Source organism: Deinococcus sonorensis KR-87 (assembly GCF_040256395.1).
GTDB lineage: Bacteria > Deinococcota > Deinococci > Deinococcales > Deinococcaceae > Deinococcus > Deinococcus sonorensis.
The window spans coordinates 2,012,692-2,035,801 of record NZ_CP158299.1 but is presented as its reverse complement, the minus strand read 5'-3'; the positions used below and the strand labels follow the sequence as shown (position 1 = coordinate 2,035,801).

Below are 23,110 nucleotides of genomic sequence, written 5' to 3'. Positions count from 1 at the left end.
ACCCTACCAGCTAACGCGTGTACTTCACTACTCCGTAGTCCTTGAGAATCCCGGACGTATTGTCCGCCTGGAGCACCACATAGTACGCGGTGCCCGTACTGTTGAAAAACACGTACTTCCCGTGTGTGGCGTAGGCTGCCGAGTTTACCTTCCATTTGGGCAGCCGGAATTCAGCATTCGGAGTCAGGTAATCGTAATTGAACAACTTGACCTTCGAATCGTCTCCCGCCGTATACCAGTTGCCCTCAGGGATCACCGCGACGAGGTTGGCAGCGGCGCTGTGGTCGAGACTCCTGACATTCGTCTGGAGGGAGCCGTTGTAGCGCATGTCTTCCGACTGCACTTCGGATGAGCGGAAGACGTTGCCGCAGCGAGTGAAGATACGTGCGCCGTCCTCCGAGAACCAGAGATTGCCGCACATGTTGTAGTCGCCGTGGTACGGCGAGTCGTACATCCCGGTCGGCGTGCCGTTCCGGATGTCGTACTTCTCGATGTCGCTGGGACTCAGGCCATTGTCCGCACCGTACATGTACTTTCCACTGGGATGCAGCTTGGCGAGCGTGCCGGCATAGATGGTGGCGTATGAGGACTGAGATTCCTGTCCGGAGGCGATGTTCACCGCGTAGATGGAGGTCCACTGGTCCCGCCTGGGAAACGCGTATACGTAGCCGTTCCCTGCAAGAACGACGTCTAGGACGTCCACAGAGATGTCAAGGGTCTTGAGCAGTCGGCCGGCGGCAAGGTCCACGTAGGAGATGTGTCCGTCGTGGCCGACTGCCGCGTAACGTCCGTCCGGGCTGACCGACACACTGCTGGGCGCCAGCAACAGATTCACGGTCGTGTCGGTGTTGGTTTCAGGATTGTAGATATGCAGCTGGGCCGGGTCACTGCTCACCATCACGACGCGGTCGAGGGTGCGGCTGTACTCGGCGTCAATCGGCCGGAAGGACACGTGCTGAAACGAGCGGCCCGCTTCTACCACGACGGAGTCGATATTGCTGGTATTTATGCCATCACTGACCGTAAGGTCAAGGCGGTAGAAGCCTTCCACGTCTGGTTTGAAAGTTGCCGTGGCACTGTTCGAGGAGAAGGTGGCGGCACTTCCGTCCGGCTTAAGCGCCAGCGTCCATTCATACGTGAGCGGCTGCTGCTCGGGGTCGGTGCTTCTGGCCGCGCTGAGGGTCAGGGCCTCGCCCAGGTAAGCGAACTGGTCGTCTCCAGCATTCGCCGTTGGCGCTTGGTTTGCCGTTGGCGCCTGAATTGACTGAACCTGAACCAACACCGTGTCACTGGCACTGGCTACTCCGTTCGAGACCACAACGGTGAACTCATACTCGCCGGCCAAGTCTGTATTGAACGTCATCTTGGCAGCCGATGTGCCCGTCATGGACGGAATGCTTCCAGAAGGACGACGCGACAGGTACCAGTTGTAGGTCATGGGACGGCCCTTAGGATCAGTACTGCCCGAGGCGTCTAGGGTCAACGCGGAGCCAACGGTTCCCGACCGGTCAGGACCTGCGTTGGCAACAGGCGCATTGCTGTCGGGTTGGACGTGGACGACTACAGTATCCATGCTGCTCACTGCCGTGCCGTTCGAAACGTTGAGCCCAAATTCGTAGTCCCCCACGACGGTTGGCGTAAAGCTGACCTTTGCAGTGCCGCTGCTCAGGATGACAGCGCTGCCTGCAGGCTCACGTATCACCTGCCACGTGTACGTCAGGGACCGTCCGTTGGGATCGCTGCTGCCCGTACCGTCAAGGGTCACACCCTGACCGAGGGTCAGAACCAAGTCCTGGCCCGCATTTGCCATCGGAGCGTCCGCAGCGGGTGGAATGGGCACCTGTACCTGCGTGACATGAACTGTCTTGACCGCAGTGCTGGTCTTGCTACCGTCGCTGACAACCAGTCTGAAGGCGTATTCACCGACCAGGTCAGGAGTAAACGTTGCCTTGGCACTTGTGGCATTGCTCAGGCTTGCCTTGCTTCCCACGGGCGCCGAGAGCAACGTCCACTGATACGTCAGCGCTGCACCTTCAGGGTCATGGCTTCCACTGCCGTCCAGGCTGATGCTGGTCAGGGTGGTGGTGTTCTGGTCCGTGCTGGTGACCGCAACGGGAGCCGAGTTGACTGGAGGAGCGGGTGAAGTGCAGGCGCTTAGCAAGGCCAGGGTCAACAGTCCAGTCAGGGCAGGAAATCGAAGCGTGCGACGTTCAGGGAGCGGGCGTGAAGAGGAAGGTGACATCGGTTCATCCTAACCAAATATTTTTTTCATCTGCCCAAAAGATGTGGTTGTCTTCAGGCGCTCGGTCGAGTTGGGCGTCCAACTTCTCCCGATAGAGGTTCGGCCTTCTCATGGGGGAGCGTCAACGGATCAAGGACCGACGAGCGTTTAAAGCCGTGGACACCCACCCGCCCCACGCGCTAGAACGGTCCACTGATGACCCCACGCTCCGTCTCTACCGCCCCCTCCACACCCGGGTATGCTGGCCCCTTGATGGCCCTGGTCGCGGCCCTGGGCTTCGGGACGCTGGCGGTGCTGGGGAAGCTGTCGGTACAGGCCGGGCTGTCCCCGTTCACCGCGCTGCCGTGGCGTTTCGGGCTGGTGGCGCTGCTGCTGGCCTTCAGCGGGCGCGGACTGACCTGGCCGGACCGGCTGCGGATGCTGGGGGTCGGCCTGCTGTACTGCGTGGCCACCCACAGCTACTTTCTGGCGCTGACCCGCATCTCGGCCGGCACCACCTCGCTGCTGCTGTATCTGGCGCCGGCGTTCGTGGTGCTGTACCTGTGGCTGCTGCGCCGCCCGCCCGGACGGCTGCAGTTGCTGGCGGTCCTGCTGACCGTGCTGGGCCTGGGGCTGGTGGTGGGCCTGCCGGGTCAGGCGGACCACAGCGCGTCCGGGCTGGCCTTCGCGGCGCTGGCGGGCGCGCTGTACGGCGGCTACCTGCTGCTTTCGGAGCGGCTGCTGCGGCCCTACTCCCCGCTGGCCAGCACCGCTCACATGGCGCTGTGCGCGTGCGTGTACTTCACGGTCTACGACGCTTTCAGCGGCCAGCTGGGAGTGCCGCGCGGCCTGGCCCAGTGGGGCGTGGTGGCGGGCCTGACGGTCTTCCCTACCCTGGTGTCGGTGCCGCTGCTGTACGCGGCCATCGCCCGCATCGGGGCGGCGCGGGCCAGCATCCTGGCCACCACCGAGCCGCTGTGGACCGTGCTGCTCGCGCTGCTGCTGCTGCACGAGCCGCTTCACCTGAGCATGATCGGCGGCGGCGCCCTGCTGCTGATCGGCGCAGTCCTGGCCCAGCGCAGTGAACGCAGCAGCGTGGTGGCCGCCCCGCTGGAGCTGTAACAAGGGGCAGGGCGTCCAAGCTTTTCGCCTGAACGCCCTGCCCCCGCCTGCCTTTATTCGTCGTCGTCCGTCTCGCCCTTCTTGCCCTTTTTGTTGAAGGCGCCCTTCTCCTTCCACTTCAGCCGCACCGGCACGCCGGCCAGGTCCAGATCCTCGCGGATGCGGTTGAGCAGGTACCCCTCGTAGGCGCGGGTGACGAAGTCGGAGCGGTTGCAGAAGATGGCGAAGGTGGGCGGCGCGATCTCCACCTGGGTCATGAAGTACATCCGCAGGCTGCGGCCCTGGAAGTTCGGCACGCGCTGCTTGACGGTCCAGATGCCCAGCCAGCGGTTCAGCTCGGCGGTGGGAATGCGGTTCTTCCACTTCTCGTAGAGCTTCATCGCCTCGGCCAGCATCTCGTGGATGCCGTAGTCGTTGATGGCGCTGGTGTACACGCGCGGCGCGTAGCTGATGTGAAACAGCTTCTCGTTCAGCTCGCGCTCGGTGCGCTTGAGCTCGTCGTCCGGCACCAAGTCCCATTTGTTCACCACCACGATCACCGGCTTGCCGCTGTCGTAGGCGAGGTTGGCCAGCTTCAGCTCGTGGTCGCCGATCTCGGTGGCGTTCACCACCAGCCAGATCACGTCGCTGCGCTCGATGGCCGTCTGCGAGCGCTGCATGGCGAAGTCCTCGATGGCCGTGTCGGGCCGCTTGCGGATACCGGCGGTGTCCACCAGCACGAAGCGCTGCCCCGAGTAATCCCACTCCACGTCCACGCTGTCGCGGGTGGTGCCGGGCACGTCCGCCACGATGACGCGCTCGCTGCCGGTCAGGGCGTTGAGCAGGCTGCTCTTGCCCACGTTGGGCCGCCCGATGAAGCTGATGCGGATCGGGGCCACGTCCGGCACGTCCTCTTCGTCGGCCGGGAGGTGCACCATGATGCGGTCCATCAGCTCGTCCAGGCCGCGGGCGTGCTCGGCGCTGATCGGCACCGGATCGCCCAAGCCCAGGCCCCACAGCTCGGCCATGTGCACCTCGTGCTTGGGGCTGTCAATCTTGTTGGCGGTCAGGATCACCGGCTTGCCCAGCCGGCGCAGCCAGTCGGCCACCTCGTAGTCGGCGGCCGAGAGGCCCTCCCGCGGGTCCAGCACGAAGACGACCGCCTGGGCGCCCTCCATGGCCCACTCGGCCTTCTCGCGGATGGCCTGCTCCCACTCGTCGCCGCTCCACAACCCGCCGGTATCGATCAGCACGATCCGGTGGTTCTGGTGCATCATCAGGCCTTCTTTGGCGTCTCGGGTGACGCCGGGAAAATCGGCGACCACCGCTTCACGGCGGCCGACCAGTCGGTTGAACAGGCTGGACTTGCCCACGTTGGGGCGGCCCACAATCGCTACTTTATGCATGATTCCTCCGGTGTCGCGGGCAGCGGGAATCGGTCGCCGGCCGCGCCGTCGCCCCGTCCGGGGCGTAAGCGCGTCAGTATAGCAAAGCTGAAGACGGTCCCATGCGAAGGTCTCACATTCCCGGCCGGGAACGGTTATGCTCACCCCACGCCAGAACGGAGGCCTTTATGAATATTGCCCAGGACAAGGTTGTGGAGATCGAATACGTGCTTCAGGTGGACGGTGAGGTCGTGGACCAGAGCGAGCAGGGCGACCCCTTGGTGTACCTGCACGGTCACAACAACATCATCCCCGGCCTGGAGAAGGCGCTGGAAGGCAAGCAGGAGGGCGACCAGCTCTCGGTGACGGTCAGCCCGGAGGAAGGCTACGGCGAGCGCGACGATGAGAACGTGCAGGTGCTGCCGCGCGCCGACTTCGACGACGACGTGGAGGTGGGCGCCAGCTACTTCGCGCAGTCGGACGACGGCAGCGTGACCCCCTTTACGGTGCTGGAAGTCAACGGCGACGACGTGACGGTGGACTTCAACCCGCCGCTGGCCGGCCAGACGCTCAACTTCGACGTGAAGGTGCTGAGCGTGCGCGACGCCACCGAGGACGAGCTGGCCCACGGCCACGCCCACGGCGACGGCGTCCACGACGACGAGGAGTAAACCGGAGTCGCCGGAGCGATCCGGCCGTGCGGGCGTGACCACCACTCGGTCACGCCCGCACTTCGTTTGACCCCTCGTCTAGCGGGCCCGCAGGCCCACCAGTAGGGCGGCCACGAACGCCCCGCCGAACGGCAGGTTGGTGGTCAGCACCTTCAGGCCCCAGCCGGACAGCTGCTGGCCGCCCTGCTGCAGCCACGGGGCCGCGCGCGCCTGCAGTTCGCTCCAGTGGACCGTCACCAGCCCCTGCCACGCCAGGATCTGCACCGCCAGGAACAGCAGGCCCACCAGCAGCAGCGTCATTCGGCCGATCTTCTTGATGGCGTACCCGGCGCAGTATCCGAAAATGGCGCCCAGCGACAGCTCCGGCAGCACACCGAACAGCTCGCTGGACAGGCTCTGGGGCAGGGTCAGGCTCAAGGTCCGGCCATGCTAGCGCAACAACAATGAAGACGAGGGCACGTTCTTTGGGTATTGTGAGCATGAGCGTGCCGGGGAACTCCCGCCGCCGGAGGCCCTGAGTGGACACCGACACACAGCCCAGCAGCGCAGCGCAGGCCCTGGAACCCGGCGCCCCGGAACGGCTGACCGTGGAGCAGCTGGAGGAGCTCACGGCCGGCGATGAGGCCGCGTGGTACCGCTTTGTGGCGGAGCACGAGCACCGGATGTACGCGTATCTGTTCCGGCTGGAAGGCAACGCCGACGACGCGATGGACCTGACGCAGGAGGTGTTCTACCGGGCGTGGCGCGGCATTCACACCTTCCGGGCCGGCGAGCGGCTGCTGCCGTGGCTGTACCAGATCGCCCGCAACACCCAGATCGAGCGTCACCGCCGCAAGCAGCTGCAGCGCTTCTCCATCGAGGAAGCGCACGAGGACCTGGGCTTCGAGGTGCAGAGCGCCCGGCCCGGTCCGGTGCAGGCGGCGGAGAGCGTGGACGCGCAGGAGCGGGTGCAGGCGGCCCTGCTGCAGCTGGCGCCCGAGTACCGCGAGGCGGTGGTGCTGCGCTTCGTGGAGGATCTCCCCTACGAGGACATTGCCCGCATCCAGGGGGTGGCCCTGGGCACCGCCAAGAGCCGGGTGTTCCGCGCCAAGGAGCAGCTGGCGGGGCTGCTGGCCGGCGTGTCGGACCTCGACTGAGCCCGCATGCCCGGATGTGATGTTCCCGCTTGCAACGGCGGGAACTTTACGCGACCCTTGAACGTAGAACTATTGATGCCGCCCGATCCCCGTCACCTCCAGCTGCTGCACCGTGCCCACGACGGCGATCTGACCGACGCTGAAGCGCACGAGCTGTCGCATGTCCGGCAGTCGGGCGGCCAGGATTTCGCACGGCTGGAGGCGGCGCTGGACGACACGGTGCGCCAGCTGCGCTCCAGCCGGGTGCCGGAGCCGGCTGTGTCAGTGGCGCCGGGACTGGTCGCAGACATCCGGCTGGCCGCCCTGCTGACCCGGGCGGCCCCGCCCCCGATGCCCGGCAGCGTGGCCGCCTCGGTGGCGGCGCGGGTGGCCCGGGCTTCCGTGAGTGCCGCCCCAGTAGACCACCAGCTCGCCACCCTGCCGCGCCCGCTGATCCCACGCAGCGTGGCGCCCGGCGTCGCGGCCATGATCCGCCGCGAGGCACAGGCAACCCAGGCGGCGCTCCAGGGCCAGCAGCAGATTCCGGCCCCCGACGCCGCCTTTCCTGGGCCGAGCTCAGCTGCCCGCAACCCGGCCCCCCTGGCGCTGGTGCTGGGGCTGGTGGCCGCCCTGCTGCTGCTGGTGCTGCGGATGGCCTGGCCTAACCTGACCGCCGGTCGGGTGGTGGTGAGCGCCGTGCTCGACACGGTCACGCCGCTGTCGCTGGCGGGGGTGCTGCTGGCCGTGACCGCCAGCGCCCTGATCGTGTGGCGGCCCCGCCCGGCCCTGATGCGTGGGGGCGGCGTGGCCCTGGCCCTGGCCGCCGCGCTGACCGTTCCGGCATTGATCGGCAACGTAGGCCGCATGCCGGTGAGCGTGGGGCGCACCGTGACGGTGCACGGTCCGGTGCAGGGCGACGTGCTGTCGGTGGGCGGCGACATCAACCTGGAGCCGGGCGCGCAGGTGAGCGGGCAGGTGGTGGCGCTGCTCGGCAACGTGCGCCAGCAGCAGGGCGCCCGGGTGGACGGGGAGGTGAGCGCGTTACTGGGGCAGGTGCAGGGCAGGCCCGGCAGCGTCAGCACGCCGGTGGCCCCGCTGCCGGGCCTGCCCTCGCTCGGCACCGCCAGCGCCTTCCGGCCGGTGCTGGTGTGGCTGACCCAGCTGGGCGGCCCGGTGTGGCTGACCCTGTATCTGCTGCTGCTGGGGGCCCTGACGCTGCTGATGTTCGTGGGCGGCCTGGCTCCCCGGCTGGCCACTCGCCAGCAGCGCGCGCCGCTGCACACCCTGGCGCTGGGCCTGCTGAGTCTGGGGGCGCTGGGCCTCCCGCTGCTGGCCCTGACGCTCAGCGGGGTGCTGCTGCCGGCCCTGATGGCCAGCCTGCTGCTGCTGCTGGTGCTGTCGGTGGGGCTGTGCGTCAGCCTCTACGACACCGGCCGGGTGGCCAGCCGGAACCTGCGCCTGCCGCACCCGGAGCTGAGCGGGCCACTGCTGGGTCTGGCCACCTTTGCCCTGCTGTGGCTGGAACCGGCAGCGGCCACCGTGGTGGGGCTGGCGGGCGGCATCTGGGGGGTGGGCACGCTGTTCAGCCCGGCCCCCGCCCAGGAACGCCGCCTGTAACGTTGCTCAGCGCTTCGGGGTGCTGAGCCCGAAGCCGTAGCGGTACAGCGGGTCGTAGCCGGGGTCTTCCGGGTGGACCGTCACCTGCGCCAGCGTGCGCGGCCAGCTGATCGGCAGGCGGCCAGTGAACGGCACTTTTCCGTACAGCACGTCGGCCACGCCTGCGCCCTCACTGCCGGGCAGCCAGGCGGCCACCAGCGCGTTCATCTTCAGGTCGCCCAGCAGCAGCGGGCGGCCCGACACCGTGACCACCACGCACGGGGCGCTGGCGCAGGCGTTGCGCACCGCCCGCTGGTCGTCCGGGCTGAGGTCCAGTTCGGCACGGTCGCCTTTGCCCTCGGCGTAGGGCGGCTCCCCCACCACCACGACCGCCGCGTCGTAGCCGCGCGCCTCGCCGGGCGCCGGCACCGGCACGTAGGTCAGGGTCCGCCCGCCCACCTGCTGCAGCCCGGCCAGGATGCTGGTGCCGCCCGGCACGGGGCCGCCCTGACCCTGCCAGCTGAGCGTCCAGCCGCCGGCCTGTCGGCCCACGTCGTTGGCGCTGGACCCGGCCACCAGCAGCCGGGCGCCGGGTTTGAGCGGCAGGACGTTGCCATCGTTTTTCAGCAGCACCAGCGACTTCTGCACCGCTTCACGGGCCAGCGCCCGGTGCTCGGGGCTGCCGAAGGTCTTCAGGAACGAGCGGTCGCTCATCGGGTGCTCGAAGAGGCCCATGCGGAACTTCTCGCGCAGGATACGGGTTACGGCGTCGTCGATGCGGCTCATCGGCACGTCGCCCGAGTTCACCGCAGCCGTCAGGGTGTCGATGAAGCGCGGGTAGTCGTTCGGCACCATCACCATGTCGATGCCGGCATTGATCGCGGTGGTCACGGCCACCGGGTAGCCGCCGGGAATCTGGTCCACGCCCTGCCAATCACTGACCACGAAGCCGGAGAAGCCCAGCTCACCTTTGAGCAGGTCGGTGAGCAGGTACTTCTGGCCGTGCAGCTTGGTGCCGTTCCAGCTGGAGAAGCTGGCCATCACGCTGCCCACGCCCGCCTTCACCGCCGCCTGGAAGGGCGGCAGATGGATGCGCCGCAGCTCGGCCTCCGAAAGCTGCGTGTCGCCCTGATCCAGCAGGTAGGTGTCGGTGGTGCTGCTCCCGTAGGCGGTGCCGCCGTCGCCCAGGTAGTGCTTGGCGGTGGCCAGGATGGTGCCCGGCTGCCCCAGCTGCCCCTGGTAGCCCTGAATGATGCTGGTCATCAGGGTGGGCAGCTCCGGGTCCGAGCCGAAGCTCTCGTAGGTGCGGCCCCAGCGTTCATCGCGCGCCACGCACAGACAGGGGCTGAAGGTCCAGCGGACCCCCGTGGCCGTCACTTCCTCGGCGGTGGCCCGCCCGATGCGCTGCACCAGCTCCGGGTCACGGGTGGCGCCCAGCCCGATGTTGTGCGGAAACAGGGTGGCGCCCGGCACGTTGTTGTGGCCGTGCACCGCGTCGGAGCCGTAGAGCATCGGAATGCCCAGCCGGGTCTGCAGCGCCTGCTGCTGGAAGCGGTCCACCATGTCGGCCCAGCCTTCCGGCGTGTTGTCGCGGGGCGCGCTGCCGCCGCCCGACAGGATGCTCCCCAAGGCGTCCAGCCGGATGTCGTCCGGAATCCGGTCCACGGCGCCGCGTTCCGCCTGCGTCATCTGCCCGATCTTCTCGGCCAGCGTCATGCGCGCGAGCAGATCCTTGACGCGCTCGTCCACGCTGAGCTTCGGGTTGCGGTACGGAGCGTTGGCGGGCGGAGCGGCGGGGGCCGTCTGGGCCAGGGTGGATGGAGGGGGGAACAGGGTCAGGCCCAGGGTCAGCAGCAGGGCAGCGCGGGAACGGCTCGGCATGGGTGGGTCCTCCAGGGTTGTGAAATCGGCCCTCACGATAACACCGCCGCGTCCAATCATTCGGTCACGAGACAAACGAAATGCTGACGTGGACGCCACGACCGGACCGTATGCTGGCGAAATGTCTGCCGCTCCCCTGCTGCTCGGCCACCGGGGCACGCCCCGAAGGCACCGCGAGAACACCCTGATTGGCTTTCAGGCGGCGCTGGACGCCGGTCTGGACGGTGTGGAACTGGACGTGCGGCGGCTCCTCGACGGCACGCTGGTGGTCCATCACGATCTGGAGCTGCTGGACGGCCGCCCGCTCAATACCCTGACCCGCAGCCAGCTGGAGCCGCACCCGGTCCCGCTGCTCGCAGACGTGCTGGCCTGGGCCAGCCAGACCGGGGCGTACCTGAACGTGGAACTCAAATTTGAGGGGGCGCAGGTGGACGACCGGGTGGCCCGCACCTGTCAGGCCATCCGGCAGCACGGCCTGCAACGACGGGTGATCCTGAGCAGTTTCCAGCCGCTGCAGCTGAGGGCGGCCCGACAGCTGATGCCGGAACTCGAACGCGGCTTGCTGTACCACCGCCGCTATCCGCTGGATCTGGTGCCGCGGGTCGGGCGCTGGCTGGATGTGGCCGCGCTGCACCCGCACCACAGCCTGATTGACGGTCCGCTGATGGACGTGGCCCGGCGGCACGGCTGGCGGGTGAATGCATGGACCGTGAACGACGTGCCGGAAGTGAGCCGGCTGAGCCGGTTGGGCGTGGCTGGCCTGATCGGCGATGTGCCGGACGTGCTGCTGAGCGCCAGAACCCGCTGAGGTTCTTTTCCCTCGGCCGGAGATCCGGCCTGGGGCCGCCATTCTTTTCCTCCCATGAAGCTCAATAAACTTGACAATACCTGACTCAAGTTGGAGAATGGAGTCATTGAGAAGGACCGACCGAGGAGGACCCTGCCTTGAATCCTGACCGACTGACCGAAGCCGCCCTGCAGGCCCTGGCGCAAGCGCAACAGCTGGCGCAGGGAAGCGGCCACCAGCAGCTCACCGTGACGCACCTGCTGCGCACGGTGCTGGACAACGACACCGCCGCGCGCGCCGTAACGCTGGCCGGCGGCGATGTGGCGGCGGCGCGCAGCGCCCTGGACGCGGAGCTGAGCAGGCTCCCGAAGGTGCAGGGCGGAGACGGCCAGCTGTACGCCGAGCCGGCGCTGGGCCGCGCCCTGAATCGCGCCGACGCACTGGCGCAGGAGTTCGGCGACAGCTTCGTGGCCGCCGACGTGCTGCTGCTGGCCCTGCGCGAGGAGAGCCGGGTCACGGCCCTGCCGTCGCTGCCGCAGCTGCGCGAAGCCGTGACCACCCAGAGAAAGGGGAACAAAGTGACGACAAAAACCAGTGAATCGCAGTTCGATGCACTTGAGAAATACGGCCTGGACCTGACCCAGCGTGCCCGCGACGGCAAACTGGACCCGGTGATCGGCCGCGACGAGGAAATCCGCCGCGCCATGCAGATCCTGCTGCGGCGCACCAAGAACAACCCGGTGCTGATCGGCGAGCCGGGCGTGGGCAAGACCGCCATCGCGGAGGGCCTCGCCATCCGGATCGTGAAGGGCGACGTGCCGGAGGGTCTGAAGGGCAAGCGCATCGTCACGCTGCAGATGAGCAGCCTGCTGAGCGGCGCCAAGTTCCGCGGCGAGTTCGAGGAGCGGCTGGAGGGTGTGATCAAGGAGGTGGTGGACAGCGCCGGCGAGGTGATTCTGTTCATCGACGAGCTGCACACCATCGTGGGGGCCGGTAAGACCGAGGGCTCGCCGGACGCCGGCAACATGCTCAAGCCGGCCCTGGCGCGCGGTGAGCTGCACCTGATCGGCGCGACCACCCTCGACGAGTACCGCCAGATCGAGAAGGACCCGGCGCTGGAACGCCGCTTCCAGCCGGTGTTCGTGGACGAGCCGAGTGTCGAGGACACCATCAGCATCCTGCGCGGCATCCGCGACCGCTACCAGCTGCACCACAACGTGGAGATCACCGACCCCGCGCTGGTGGCCGCCTCCACGCTGTCGAGCCGCTACATCGCCGACCGGCAGCTGCCGGACAAGGCCATCGACCTGATCGACGAGGCCGCCGCCCGCCTGCGGATGGCGCTGGAGAGCAGCCCCGAGCGCATCGACGCGCTGGAGCGCCGCAAGCTGCAGCTGGAGATCGAGCGCGAGGCCCTGAAGCGCGAGAAGGACGAGGACTCGCAGAACCGCCTGCTGGACATCGAGGATCAGCTGCGCACCATCACCGACGAGCTGACCGAGGTGAAGGCCCGCTGGGAGGCGGAGCGCGCCGAGGTGAACCTGCTGCGCGAGAAGCGCGAGCGGATGGACGCGGTGCAGACGCAGATTCAGGCCGCCGAGCGCGACTACGACCTGAACAAGGCCGCCGAGCTGCGCTACGGCACCCTGCCGCAGCTGGAGCGAGAGGTGCAGGAGCTGGAGGGCCGGCTCAAGAACGCCGAATTCGCGCACCTGCAGGTGACCGAGGACGACATCGCGGCGGTGGTGAGCCGCTGGACCGGCATCCCGGCCGCCCGCATGATGGAGGGCGAGCGCGAGAAGCTGCTGCGGCTGGAAGAGGAATTGCACCGCCGCGTGATCGGGCAGGACCGCGCCATCGTGAGCGTCAGCGACGCGATCCGCCGGGCGCGGGCGGGCCTGAACGACCCGAACCGGCCGCTGGGCAGCTTCATGTTCCTGGGGCCCACCGGCGTCGGCAAGACCGAGCTGGCCAAGGCGCTGGCCGAGTTCCTGTTCGACAGCCCCGAGGCGATGGTGCGCCTCGACATGTCCGAGTACATGGAGAAGTTCAGCGTGCAGCGCCTGATCGGAGCGCCTCCCGGGTACGTGGGCTACGAGGAGGGCGGTCAGCTGACCGAGGCGGTGCGCCGCCGGCCCTACGCGGTGCTGCTGTTCGACGAGATCGAGAAGGCGCACCCCGACGTGTTCAACGTGCTGCTGCAGGTGCTGGACGACGGCCGCCTCACCGACGGTCAGGGCCGCACGGTGGACTTCCGCAACACCCTGATCATCCTGACCAGCAACATCGGCTCGCCGCTGATTCTGGAAGCGCAGGCGCGCGGCGAGGACGCCGAGAGCATTCGCGAGCGGGTGATGGGCGCCCTGCAGGGCTCGTTCCGGCCCGAGTTCCTGAACCGCATCGACGACATCATCGTGTTTGACGCGCTGCAGCCCGCCGACCTGCACCGCATCGTGGAGATCCAGCTGGGCGGGCTGCGCCGCCGGCTGGCCGAGCGCCGGGTGGTGCTGCACCTGAGTGACGCCGCCAAGGACCGCCTGGCGGAGGTGGGCTACGACCCGGCCTTCGGGGCCCGGCCCCTCAAGCGCGCCATCAGCCGCGAGATCGAGACGCCGCTGGCCCGCGAGATTCTGAGCGGCCACATCCAGGACGGCAGCACCCTGAACGTGGACTTCCAGAACGGCCGGTTCCAGTTCGAGAGTGGCGTGCTGAACTAGACATAAGGTGTAAGGACACGCCCCCTGCGACCAGCAGGGGGCGTGTCCTTTTGGGCAGGCTCAGCCGGTGAGCGCTTCCGGCGGGAGATGCCCGGTCCGGTTGAACCAGAGCGGCGTCCGCAGACGCCCATCGTCAGGGCCAAGCTCCAGGAGGGCCGTGCCGGTGTTCTGGAGGCGGAAGGTCCGGGTCACGTCGTGGGGCAGTCCTAGCAGGTCCGCCAGCAGATACTGGGCGAAATCGTGGTGGGTGACGAGCGCCACCACCTCGGCCCGGTCGGCAGTCGCCTGAAGTTTCGCCACGACCTGGGCGGCCCGCGCCGCAAAACGCGCCGCGTCCCACGGTTCCGCGCCACCGTCCCACGGCTGGCCCTGCAGCGTTTCTGGCCACCGCAGGGCCGGGCAGTCCTGCAGCAGCGAGGCGTGGGGGCGGCCCGCCACCGGCGTGAAGCCGCCCGCCGGACCGGTGGTCAGGCCTCCGCACTCATAGGCCTCCGTCAGTCCGTGCACCTCCAGCCCCAGCGCGCTGGCCAGCGGCGCCGCCGTCTGCACCGCGCGGGTCATCAGGCTGGTGTAGAGGTGCGTGACGCGCCGGCCCACCTCGTCCCCGGCGGCCCACTCCGCCAGCCACTGCGCCTGCTGATGCCCCAGCCGGGTCAGCGGCGGATCGGCCAGGCGACCCTGAAGATACTCCGGGTGGCCCTCCAGCCGGTTGTTGCTGGACTGGGCATGACGAATCAGCAGCAGCTGCATGCCGGCCCGCTTCCATATAGCCCCGGCCGGTCGCGCCTCACTCCGGCTGCAGCTGGACCGTCACCGTCTGGCCCTCCTCCAGCTGCTCGGCCTTGCGGACCGTGGCCTTGACCGGCACCAGATAGCGCCCCTCCTTGGGCCACAGCGACGTTTTCCAGCGGGTGGCCCCGATCTGCACCGTGACCGGAATCATGCCCCAGCCGTAGGTCACAATCTTCGAGACCGCCTGCAGCTCCTGGCACTGCTCCTCCGGCACCGTCACGAAATACCACGGTGCCGGCCCCTTCCAGAACCACAGTTCGCCGCTGAACGCCAGGGTCATGAGCGAAGTATATCGGGGCGCCTCCGGGCGACGACCGCATCTGTTAGCCTGCCTCGTGCCGCGTTTCCTGGAGGTTCTGCTGATCTTTCTGCGGCTGGGGCTGACCAGTTTCGGCGGTCCGGTGGCGCACCTGGGCTACTTCCGCACCGAGTTCGTGACCCGGCGCGGCTGGCTTTCGGAACACAGTTACGCCGACCTGGTGGCGCTGTGTCAGTTCCTGCCGGGGCCGGCCTCCTCTCAGGTGGGCATGGCCCTGGGCCTCAGCCGGGCGGGCTTGCCGGGCGCGCTGGCTGCCTGGGTGGGCTTCACGCTGCCGAGCGCGGCGCTGCTGGTGCTGTTCGCGTGGCTGGTCCGCGGCAGCTCGCTGGACCACGCCGGCTGGTTGCACGGCTTGAAGCTGGTGGCGGTGGCGGTGGTGGCGCAGGCGGTGCTGGGCATGGCCCGCACGCTCACCCCGGACCGGGCCCGGGGCGCGCTGGCGCTGGGGGCTGCCACGCTGGTGCTGGTGCTGCCGTTCAGCTGGGCGCAGGTGCTGGCAATCGTGCTGACCGGGCTGATCGGCTGGCGCTGGCTGGACGCCGGCTCCCCGCCGGGCGATGACCTGTTGCCGGTGAAGCTGCCGCGCCGAACCGGCGCCGCGCTGCTCGGCATGTTCGCGGCCCTGCTGGCAGGCCTGCCCCTGCTGCGCGCCGCGTTTGGCGGCCCGGTCCTGGCCGTGGCCGACGGCTTCTACCGGGCTGGAGCGCTGGTGTTCGGCGGCGGCCACGTGGTCCTGCCGCTGCTGGAAACCGCCGTGAGCGGCTGGGTGTCGCATGAGCGCTTCCTGGCCGGCTACGGCGCGACCCAGGCGGTGCCCGGACCGCTGTTCAGTTTCAGCGCCTACCTGGGGGCCGTGGCCCGCACCGGTCTGCCGCCCCTGGCCGGAGCGGCGCTCGCCCTGGTGAGCGTCTTTCTGCCGTCGTTCCTGCTGGTGGCGGGCGCCCTGCCGTTCTGGAACCGGCTCAGGACCCGCCCGGCGGTGCGGCGGGCGCTGCGCGGCGTGAACGCCGGGGTGGTGGGCCTGCTGCTGGCCGCGCTGTATACCCCGGTCTTCACCAGCGCCGTCACCGGCACGCTGGACTTCGCCGTGGTGCTGGGGCTGTACGCGGCGCTGGAGTACGGGCGGCTGCCGCCCTGGCTGGTGGTGCTGCTGTCGGCGCTGACCGGCTGGGCACTGCTGTAGCGGGAATTCTATACTCGGTCCATGCCCACCTCCATCGGCTTTGCCCCCGGCCCGCGCGGTCTGCCCTACCTCGGTGTGTTGCCCCAGCTGCGCCGCGACGCGCCGGGGCTGTTCGTGTGGGCCCGGGAGAATTTCGGGGACTTCGTGACGCTGCCGGTGGCCGGCCGGCGCATCCTGCTGCTCTCGGACCCGGCCAGTGTGAAGCACGTGATGCTAGACAACGCCCGCAACTACCGCAAGGGGCGCGGCATCCAGAAGATCCGCGAACTGCTCGGCAACGGTCTGCTCAATTCCGAGGGGGACTTCTGGCTGCGGCAGCGGCGGCTGGCCCAGCCGGCCTTCCACCGCGAGCGGCTGGCGCGTATGGCCCTGGGCATGCAGCAGGTCACGGAAGAGCAGTGGCTGCCGCAGCTGCACGGGGCCGCCCACAGCGGCGCCCCGCTGGACCTGGGCAGCGGCATGACCAGCCTGACCCTCAGCGTGGTGGCCCGCGCCCTGTTCGGAGCGCAGATCGCGCCGGAGGACCTGAAGGCCGTGGAGCGCTCGATGCCGGCGGTGCTGGACCGCGGCATCCGGCGCACCCGCGCGGTGAGCGACCGGCCGCCGCTGCCCACCCCCAGGGAGCGTCAGGCGCAGCGGGCGGCCGCCGAGCTGGACCGGGTGGTGCACAGCCTGATCGAGGCGCGACGGGCCGGGCCGGAGGGCGGTGACGACCTGCTGGGCATGCTGATCGAGGCGACCGGCGAGGACGGCCGCATGGACGACCAGCAGCTGCGCGACGAGGTGATGACGCTGTTCCTGGCGGGCCACGAGACCACCGCCTCGCTGCTCACCTCGCTGTTCTGGTTCCTGGGCGACCACCCGGCCGTGCTGGCCCGGGTGGAGGCAGAACTGGACGCCGCGCCCGGCATCGGGGCCGACAGCGTGCGGACGCTGCCGTACCTGATGGCGTGCATCCACGAGGCGCTGCGCCTGTCGCCGCCCGCCTGGACCATTCCGCGCGAGGCGCTGCAGGAGGACCAGCTGCTCGGCTACCGCGTGACCCCCGGCAGCGCGGTGATGATCAGCCCGTATGTGATTCACCGCCACCCGGATTTCTGGGAGGAGCCGCTGCAGTTCCGCCCGGAACGGTTTCTGGAGAAGGGCGAGCGGCACAGCCACGCCTACCTGCCGTTCGGAGCGGGGCCGCGCGGCTGCATCGGCAACAACTTCGCGCTGATGGAGGCGGCCATCATCGCCGGGCTGAGCCTGAAACACCACCGCCTGACCCCGCTGGGCCCGCTGCGCCTGCAGCCGAGCGTGACGCTGCGCCCCGCCGGCCCGGCCCTAATGCGGGTGACGGCGAGGTAGACAAACAGCATCGGTGGCGGTCTCCGCCGCCGGGTTTTGCCGCCCTGCGCCCACATGTCCCGGGGCCGACATGATAAGCAGAGCCTATGCGCGCGGCTCCCTCTCCCCTGCGGCGGCTCCAGCGCGAACCGCTGGCCCGCCGCGCCCTGCTGCTCGGCACGCTGCTGAGCGCTGTTCAGGGGGGGCTCACCGTGGCCGCGTGGATCCTGGTGGCGCGGGCCGTGGACCGGCTGGCCTTTGGCGGGCCGGCGGCCGAACCGCTGGCCCCGCTGCTGCTCCGGGTGGCCGGGCTGCTGCTGGCGCGCGCTGTGATCTCGGCGCTGCGCGAGGGCCTGGGCAGCACGCTGGCGGCCGCCACGGTGGACCGCCTGCGTGAGCAGCTCACGGCGGTGCTGACCCGCCTGGGGCCCGGCAGCCTGACCGGCGAGCGGGGCGCCGAGCTGGCCACCACCGCCCTGACTGGCCTGGACCGGCTGCAGCCCTATCTGGCGCGGGTGCTGACCGGCAGCGCCCACGCGGGCGTGTACGCGCTGGGCGGCGTGGCGACGCTGCTGCTGCTGGACCCGCTGAGCGCCCTGGTGGTGGCGATCACGGTCCCGCTGGCAGTGGTGTTCCTGTGGCTGGTGGGGCTGGCGGCCGCCGGACTGGCGGAGCGGCAGTGGGCGCAGCTGACCCGCCTGGGCGAGCGGCTCAGCGGGGCGCTGCGGGCGCTGCCCACCCTGCGGGCCTACGGCGCGGAGCAGGGCCACGCCCGGCAGCTGACACTGGAGGCCGAGCGCTACCAGCAGGCCACCCTGGGCGTGCTGCGCCTGGCGTTCCTGAACGGCTTTGTGCTGGACCTGGCTGCCACCCTCAGCGTGGCGCTGGTGGCGGTGACGGTGGGCATCCGACTGTTCGAGGCGAAATTGGGCTTTCCGGTGGCGCTGGCGGTGCTGATGATCACGCCTGAGATCTTCGGACCGCTGCGGCAGCTGGGCACCGACCGCCATGCCACGCTGGAGGCGGAACCGGCCGCCGGCCGCCTGTATGCCCTGCTCGGGACCGCGCCCAGGGTCACCGGGGACCGGTCGGTGCCTGCGCGGCCGCACCTGCGGCTGCACCACCTGCAGGTGCACCTGGCCGGACGCGAGCTGCTGCAGGACCTCTCGCTGGACCTGCCGCCCGGCACCCATCTGGCGCTGACCGGCGAGAGCGGCGCCGGCAAGACCACCCTGCTGCACACGCTGCTCGGCTACCTGCCGTTCGGCGGCGAGCTGCTGCTGAACGGGCATCCACTGCCGGAATACGACCTGGACCGCTGGCGGCAGGCGGCCCCGCTGGTGACGCAGCGTCCGCGCTTCCTGCACGGCACGGTCCGCGACAACCTGCGGCGGGTGGCCCCGGACGCCCCCGATCCGGAGCTGCTGCGGCTGCTGGCCCTGGTGGACCTGACCACCCCGCTCGACCGGCAGATTGCGGAGGACGGGCACCCGCTGAGCGGCGGGGAGCGGCACCGGCTGGCGCTGGCCCGCGCCCTGTTGAGCCCGGCCCCGGTGCTGCTGCTGGACGAACCGCTGGCCCAGCTGGACCCGCTGTCGGAACGCGCCCTGCTCGCCCGGCTGACCCCGCACCTGAAGGGCCGCACGGTGCTCTTGGTCACGCACCGCGACGTGCCGGCCGGCTTCCAGCAGGCGGTGCTGCGGGCCGGACAGCTGGAGCTGCCGCAGGAGCTGACCCGGTGAGGGCGGCGCTGCAGCTGCTGCGTCCAGCCGGCCCGGCGATGGTGCTGGCCCTGCTGCTGGCTGCGCTGGCCACGCTGGCCGGCGTGGGCCTGAACGCCGCCGGAGGCGCCCTGCTGGCCGGGGCCGCGCAACATCCGGCCACGTTGCTGAGCCTGGGGCTGCTGATCACCGGGGTGCGGGCGCTGGGCCTGACCCGGGCGACGGCCCGTTACGCGGAGCGGCTGGTGTCCCACCGGCTGGCGCTGGGGCAGCTGAGCCGCCTGCGGGCGCGGCTCTACCGGCAGCTGATGCCGCTGGGGCGTGAGCTGCTGGTCCAGACCCGCACCGGCGATCTGCTGGACGCCAGCGCCGCCGACACCGACCGGCTGCAGGACGCCACCCTGCGCGTGCTGCTGCCGCTGAGCAGTTTCCTGCTGCTGACCGGCGCGGTGTGCCTGTCGCTCTCGGCGCTGTCGTGGCCGCTGGCGGGCGCTGTGCTGCTTTTGCTGCTGATGAGCGGCCTCACCCCGCTGCTGCTGGCCCCGCTGAGCGCCGGCATCGTGGTGCGGCGAGATCAGGCCCGGGCCGCCTATGCCGGCGACCTGCTGGAAGACCTGGCGGCCCGCACCGACCTGGCGGCGGGACCGCCGTCCGGCACGCTGCAGCAGTCCAGCCGGCAGCTGGGCCGGGCCGAGCGTCAGGCCGGGTGGCTCGGCGCGGGCTACACCCTGCTGCGCGAGCTGAGTACCCTGACCGCCCTGCTGCTGACGCTGGCGATGATCGGCACCGCTCCGGCGGTGCTGCTCACCGCGGCCACCCTGGCCGTCCTGACCAGCTTCGAGGCCGCCGCGCCGCTGGCCGGGCTGGGCCTGACGCTCAGCGGGCTGCATGGAGCGACCCGGCGGGTGCAGGCGCTGCTGGCCCTGCACCCCAGAGTCGTGCCGCCGGACACCCACACGCCTGTTCCGGCCCGGCCCGGCTACCGGCTCCGCGCCGTGGGCGTGCAGGTCGGCGGGCAGACGCTGCTGGAACAGGCGGAGCTGACCCTTCCCCCCGGCAGCCGCACCGGGCTGATCGGCGAGAGCGGGGCCGGCAAATCCAGCCTGCTGCGGCTGCTCACCCGCGACGCCGACCCGCACTCGGGCGAGGTCAGCCGGGACGACGTGCCGCTCACCCACCTGCATCCGGGGCAGCTGCTGGCCCGCATCAGCGTGCTGGACCAGGACGCGGCGCTGCTGGACGCCACCCTGCGCGATAACCTGCGCCTGGGCGACCCGGAGGTGCCGGACGAGCGGCTGCGCGCGCTGCTGGACCGGCTGGGCCTGCACGCCCTGTCGCTGGACAGCTGGCTGGGCGAGGGCGGGCTGCCGCTCAGTGGCGGCGAACGCCAGCGGGTGGCACTGATCCGCGCGCTGCTCAAACCGTCCGACACCCTGCTGCTCGACGAACCCACCGCCCACCTGGACCCGCAGAGCGAGGAGCGGGCCGTGCAGCTGATCGCGGAGGAGCTGCGCGGGCGCACCCTGCTGCTGGTGACGCACCGGCCGCGTCCGCTGCAGCTGGTGAACCGGGTGTACCGCTTGCAGCACGCCCGGCTGGTGCCGGAAATGTGGCCCGCGCCCTCCTTCTAAACGGACGCTCAGGACCGGAAGGTCATCCGTCCTGTGCCCTCAGGACAAGATGGGCACAGGGCACCCGAGCACGGTGCCGGGAGGTTTCATGGATGCCCTGGGATTCACCGCACTTGATCTGTCGCGTTTCCAGTTTGCCACCACCAACATCTTCCACTTCTTCTTCGTGCCGTTCACGGTGGGGCTGGCCATCACCATCGCCGTGTTCCAGACGCTGGCCTACGCCCGGCAGAGCCAGCTGTACGAGGACCTGACCAAGTTCTTCGGCCACCTGTTCCTGATCAACTTCGCGGTGGGCGTCGTGACCGGCATCGTGCAGGAGTTCCAGTTCGGCATGAACTGGGCCGGCTTCTCCAACTTCGTGGGCAACATCTTCGGGGTGCCGCTGGCGCTGGAAGTGCTGATGGCCTTCTTTCTGGAGAGCACCTTCCTGGGGCTGTGGTGGTTCGGCCGCGACCGGCTGCCGAAGTGGGCCAACCTCGCCAGCATCTGGCTGGTGGCGGTCGGCAGCACCATCTCCGCCTTCTGGATCATCATCGCCAACGCCTGGATGCAGCACCCGGTGGGCTTTGAGGTGGTGAACGGACAGGCGCTGATGACCAGCTTCTGGGCCGTCATGACCAACCCCAAGGGCTGGTCGTGGTTCTTCCACATCTGGTTCGCCGGGCTCACCATCGCGGCCTTCTTCGTGCTGGGCGTGAGTGCCTACCACCTGCGGCGCGGGGAGCGCACGGTGCGTACCCACACCCCGCGCCCGCAGCAGACCCCGCTTACCACCCGGGGCCCGCAGCACAACGCCCAGGGTCTGCGTCAGGCCGGGGACGATCAGGCGGGCCGTCAGCAGCATGCCAGTGAGCGCGGCCACTTCCTGGCGGCCATGAAGGTGGGGCTGGTCATCGCGGCCATCGGGACCTTCGGGGTGATCGCGGTGGGCCACCTGCAGGGCCAGAGTGCCCGGCGGGACCAGCCGATGAAGTTCGCGGCCTTCGAGGCCATCTGGGACACCACCACCGGCCAGACGCCCGAGAGTCTGATCGCGCTGCCCAGCAACCGCGAGGGGCGCAACCTGTTCAACCTGGAAATTCCCTACGTGGGCTCGATCCTGGCCTACAACCGCCCCACCGGTGGCGTGACCGGCCTGCACGACCTGCAGAAGGAGTACCAGGCCAAGTACGGTCCCGGCAACTACATTCCGCCGGTCTGGCCGGTGTACTGGGCCTTCCGGATCATGGTCGGCTGCGGCCTGCTGATGCTGGGCATGGTGGTGTGGGGGCTGTGGCTGTGGCGCAAGGGGCGCCTGACCGGCGCGCCGCTGTACCTGACCGGCCTGCTGTTCATGCCGCTGATTCCGCATATTGCTAACTTCAGCGGGTTCATCACCACCGAGATGGGCCGCCAGCCGTGGATCGTGCAGGGACAGCTGCTGACCGCCAACGCGGTGAGTCCGCTGGCCCCCGGCGTGGTGCTGGTGAGCCTGGTGTCGTTCTGGATCGTGTACCTGCTGCTGATCGGACTGGACGTGTTCCTGCTGACCCGCACCGCCACCGCCGGCCTGCACCGGCCGGACGTGGAAGCCGAAGGCCTGCCGGCTCCCCGCTACGACGGCGGTGAGGCATGACGCTCGCGGACCTGTGGTTCTGGATCATCGCGGTCAGCTTCACCATCTACTTTTTCCTGGAGGGCTTCGACTTCGGCGTGGACCTGCTGCGCCCGCTGCTGGCCCGCAACGAGCGCGAGCGCAAGGCCATGATCGGCACCATCGGTCCGTTCTGGGACGGCAACGAGGTGTGGGTGATCCTGGCCGCCGGGACCATCTTCGCCACCTTCCCGCTGTGGTACGGGGCGCTGCTCACCGGCATCTATCCGATCTTCGCGCTCATTCTGCTGGCCCTGATCGGGCGCGGCGTGGCCTTCGAGTTCCGCTCGCAGATTGACCGGCCCGGCTGGCGGGTGTTCTGGGACGTGACCAGCTTCGTGGGCAGCCTGATTCCGGCGTTCTTCTGGGGCGTGGTGATGGCCAACCTGGTGCGCGGCCTGCCGATCGGGACGGCCGGCAAGTTCCAGGGCAGCCTGCGTGACTATTTCGACCTGTTCTCGCTGCTGGGCGGAGCCGCCACCCTGCTGCTGTTCATGCTGCACGGCGCGACCTTCCTGCTGCTGCGGCTGCACAAGGGCGACGAACTGCACGCCCGTGCCCGACAGGCTGCCCTGTTCTGGGGCTTCCTGGCCACGGTGGCCACGCTGGCCTTTGTGTATCTGGGCTACGTGCGCGAGGGGCTCTTTCAGAACTTCGGCCTGGCCAGCTGGCTGTTTCCGGTGGCGGCGGCCATCACGCTCGGCAGCATTTGGGTGGCGCTCACCCGCAAGTGGGACGGGCTGGCGTTCCTGGCCAGCGGCCTGACGGTGGCCTTCTCCACCCTGACCGTGTTCCTGGGGCTGTTTCCACGGGTGCTGCCCAGCACCCTGGGCCAGCAGTTCGACCTGACGGTGCAGAACGCGGCCAGCCAGCCGTACACCCTGCGGCTGATGACCATCGTGGGCGTGATTTTCCTGCCGCTGATCATCGGGTATCAGGTCTGGAACTATTACGTGTTCCGGCAGCGGGTACGGGTGGACGCGGGGCGGCTGGAGGAAGGCTACTGAGCCGGCCGCGCACCGCCC

At 69.4% G+C, this 23,110-nt stretch carries 18 protein-coding genes; 12 read left to right on the top strand and 6 right to left on the bottom strand.

The window, feature by feature from the left end:
• Positions 1-10: 10 nt before the first annotated feature.
• Complete coding sequence (locus tag ABOD76_RS15235; RefSeq protein WP_350242814.1) at positions 11-2,173, bottom strand: PKD domain-containing protein; 2,163 nt, start codon at positions 2,171-2,173, stop codon at positions 11-13.
• Positions 2,174-2,494: 321 nt separating this feature from the next.
• Here ABOD76_RS15235 and ABOD76_RS15230 point away from each other — a divergent pair, with 321 nt between their 5' ends.
• Complete coding sequence (locus ABOD76_RS15230) at positions 2,495-3,343, top strand: DMT family transporter (protein WP_350245280.1); 849 nt, start codon at positions 2,495-2,497, stop codon at positions 3,341-3,343.
• 53 nt (positions 3,344-3,396) lie between these two features.
• Here ABOD76_RS15230 and der read toward each other — a convergent pair whose 3' ends face one another.
• Entirely contained in the window at positions 3,397-4,728 is a 1,332-nt protein-coding gene (gene der, locus ABOD76_RS15225; protein WP_350242813.1) for a ribosome biogenesis GTPase Der, read from the bottom strand.
• Positions 4,729-4,895: 167 nt separating this feature from the next.
• Between der and ABOD76_RS15220 the strand changes: the two genes are divergently transcribed.
• Positions 4,896-5,378 (top strand): FKBP-type peptidyl-prolyl cis-trans isomerase, encoded by a 483-nt coding sequence (locus tag ABOD76_RS15220; protein ID WP_350242812.1) that lies wholly within the window; start codon positions 4,896-4,898, stop codon positions 5,376-5,378.
• Between the two features lie 78 nt (positions 5,379-5,456).
• On the opposite strand, the gene ABOD76_RS15215 is transcribed toward ABOD76_RS15220, so the two are convergent.
• Positions 5,457-5,795 (bottom strand): FUN14 domain-containing protein, encoded by a 339-nt coding sequence (locus tag ABOD76_RS15215; RefSeq protein WP_350242811.1) that lies wholly within the window; start codon positions 5,793-5,795, stop codon positions 5,457-5,459.
• Positions 5,796-5,935: 140 nt separating this feature from the next.
• Between ABOD76_RS15215 and ABOD76_RS15210 the strand changes: the two genes are divergently transcribed.
• Both ABOD76_RS15210 and ABOD76_RS15205 read left to right on the top strand, forming a co-directional pair.
• Positions 5,936-6,514 carry an RNA polymerase sigma factor gene (locus tag ABOD76_RS15210; protein ID WP_350245279.1) on the top strand — a complete coding sequence of 193 codons (579 nt, stop codon included), beginning with the start codon at positions 5,936-5,938 and terminating at the stop codon, positions 6,512-6,514.
• A gap of 75 nt (positions 6,515-6,589) precedes the next feature.
• Positions 6,590-8,110, top strand: a complete 1,521-nt coding sequence (locus ABOD76_RS15205) for a polymer-forming cytoskeletal protein (protein WP_350242810.1) — start codon at positions 6,590-6,592, stop codon at positions 8,108-8,110.
• Positions 8,111-8,116: 6 nt separating this feature from the next.
• On the opposite strand, the gene ABOD76_RS15200 is transcribed toward ABOD76_RS15205, so the two are convergent.
• Positions 8,117-9,970 (bottom strand): glycoside hydrolase family 3 protein, encoded by a 1,854-nt coding sequence (locus tag ABOD76_RS15200; protein WP_350242809.1) that lies wholly within the window; start codon positions 9,968-9,970, stop codon positions 8,117-8,119.
• Between the two features lie 121 nt (positions 9,971-10,091).
• On the opposite strand from ABOD76_RS15200, the gene ABOD76_RS15195 reads away from it, so the two are divergent.
• Positions 10,092-10,778 carry a glycerophosphodiester phosphodiesterase gene (locus ABOD76_RS15195; RefSeq protein WP_350242808.1) on the top strand — a complete coding sequence of 229 codons (687 nt, stop codon included), beginning with the start codon at positions 10,092-10,094 and terminating at the stop codon, positions 10,776-10,778.
• A 137-nt stretch (positions 10,779-10,915) separates the two neighbouring features.
• A complete protein-coding gene (clpB, locus tag ABOD76_RS15190; protein ID WP_350242807.1) occupies positions 10,916-13,474 on the top strand; it encodes an ATP-dependent chaperone ClpB in 2,559 nt (852 codons plus the stop codon).
• 60 nt (positions 13,475-13,534) lie between these two features.
• Here the strand turns inward: clpB and ABOD76_RS15185 are convergent, their stop codons facing one another.
• Both ABOD76_RS15185 and ABOD76_RS15180 read right to left on the bottom strand, forming a co-directional pair.
• Positions 13,535-14,224, bottom strand: a complete 690-nt coding sequence (locus ABOD76_RS15185) for a histidine phosphatase family protein (protein ID WP_350242806.1) — start codon at positions 14,222-14,224, stop codon at positions 13,535-13,537.
• A 37-nt stretch (positions 14,225-14,261) separates the two neighbouring features.
• On the bottom strand, positions 14,262-14,546 hold the full coding sequence (locus ABOD76_RS15180; RefSeq protein WP_350242805.1) for a DUF1905 domain-containing protein: 285 nt from the start codon (positions 14,544-14,546) through the stop codon (positions 14,262-14,264).
• A 55-nt stretch (positions 14,547-14,601) separates the two neighbouring features.
• Between ABOD76_RS15180 and chrA the strand changes: the two genes are divergently transcribed.
• The 6 genes from chrA (at position 14,602) to cydB (ending at position 23,092) form a co-directional block, all read left to right on the top strand.
• Positions 14,602-15,768 (top strand): chromate efflux transporter, encoded by a 1,167-nt coding sequence (gene chrA / locus ABOD76_RS15175; RefSeq protein ID WP_350242804.1) that lies wholly within the window; start codon positions 14,602-14,604, stop codon positions 15,766-15,768.
• A gap of 21 nt (positions 15,769-15,789) precedes the next feature.
• Positions 15,790-17,118 (top strand): cytochrome P450, encoded by a 1,329-nt coding sequence (locus tag ABOD76_RS15170; RefSeq protein ID WP_350242803.1) that lies wholly within the window; start codon positions 15,790-15,792, stop codon positions 17,116-17,118.
• Between the two features lie 86 nt (positions 17,119-17,204).
• Positions 17,205-18,839 carry a thiol reductant ABC exporter subunit CydD gene (gene cydD, locus ABOD76_RS15165; protein WP_350242802.1) on the top strand — a complete coding sequence of 545 codons (1,635 nt, stop codon included), beginning with the start codon at positions 17,205-17,207 and terminating at the stop codon, positions 18,837-18,839.
• Positions 18,836-20,449 (top strand): amino acid ABC transporter ATP-binding/permease protein, encoded by a 1,614-nt coding sequence (locus ABOD76_RS15160; RefSeq protein ID WP_350242801.1) that lies wholly within the window; start codon positions 18,836-18,838, stop codon positions 20,447-20,449. The genes cydD and ABOD76_RS15160 overlap by 4 nt, the downstream gene beginning before the upstream one ends.
• An 88-nt stretch (positions 20,450-20,537) precedes the next feature.
• Positions 20,538-22,067: a cytochrome ubiquinol oxidase subunit I gene (locus ABOD76_RS15155; protein WP_350242800.1), complete on the top strand. Its 1,530-nt coding sequence runs from the start codon at positions 20,538-20,540 to the stop codon at positions 22,065-22,067.
• Entirely contained in the window at positions 22,064-23,092 is a 1,029-nt protein-coding gene (gene cydB / locus ABOD76_RS15150; RefSeq protein WP_350242799.1) for a cytochrome d ubiquinol oxidase subunit II, read from the top strand. The genes ABOD76_RS15155 and cydB overlap by 4 nt, the downstream gene beginning before the upstream one ends.
• The last annotated feature ends 18 nt before the right edge of the window (positions 23,093-23,110 follow it).